Source organism: Nocardia sp. 852002-20019_SCH5090214 (genome assembly GCF_001665865.1).
In the GTDB taxonomy this organism is placed as follows: domain Bacteria; phylum Actinomycetota; class Actinomycetes; order Mycobacteriales; family Mycobacteriaceae; genus Nocardia; species Nocardia nova.
Genome location: NZ_LZMK01000451.1, coordinates 1 through 768, shown reverse-complemented (window position 1 = coordinate 768; position 768 = coordinate 1). Strand labels below are relative to the sequence as shown.

Sequence of the window (768 nt, the reverse complement as noted above, 5' to 3'; positions counted from 1 at the left end):
GCCTGTATCTTATACACATGTGCCGGTGCCACCTGCTGGGGCGCGACCGCGGGCGCGGTGCTCACCGGCGCGGTGTCGTCGGTGCGGGTGGGATGGGCGTGGGTGAGAGCCAGCACCACCAGCAGCAGGACCACACCACCCACCACCGCGCCGAGGACGGCAAGGATCGGCGTCGGCGAGGTGCTGTGATAGCCGTGGAAGTGCGGATTGCGGTCGCGCCCCAGCAGGTGGCACCGGCACCGGCCGCGCCGCCGCCGGCACCGCCGTGCTATCCGTTCGCAGCCTCCTGCAACTGACCGAACCGAGCACCGCAACCGCGGCTGACGACGATTCTGGTCCGGGCCCGGCCCCGAGAGTTCCGATCTGCCTGGCCGGGCCCGGCACCGCTCAGCATAGGGCCGTCCGCAACCCCCGCCATGGCCACCGGCCGGAGCCCGGTCGGACCGGGGTGCGGGTCCGGTACCCGAAATGGGGTACGGCCGCCGAGCCGCAGAGCCCCTGAGCGCAGTGCGATGTTTCCTGTCTTTGTGGTTTCCGGTTGGGACGGGTGAGGCACATGATGCGCGGGGCAACCGCACCTGCCCAACCTCCTTCCTTCCGGTCCCATTTTCCGGTCACACCTCTTGCACCACGGCGTGTCAGAGGGGGAGTTTCGTCCGGAAGAAACTTGTAGCCTGGCCGTATGGTCGCCTCCCGGTCGTGTCTTCAGTGCGGAAACCCGGTGACGTGGAAAGGCACCGGAAGACCACCGATCTGGTGCAGCAGCAG

Annotated in this window: 1 protein-coding gene; it reads left to right on the top strand. The window is 68.8% G+C overall.

Annotated features, from left to right (window positions below):
- A partial coding sequence (locus A5780_RS41625; protein WP_197521968.1) for a hypothetical protein occupies positions 1-189 on the top strand: 189 nt, incomplete at its 5' end.
- Positions 190-768: the final 579 nt, after the last annotated feature.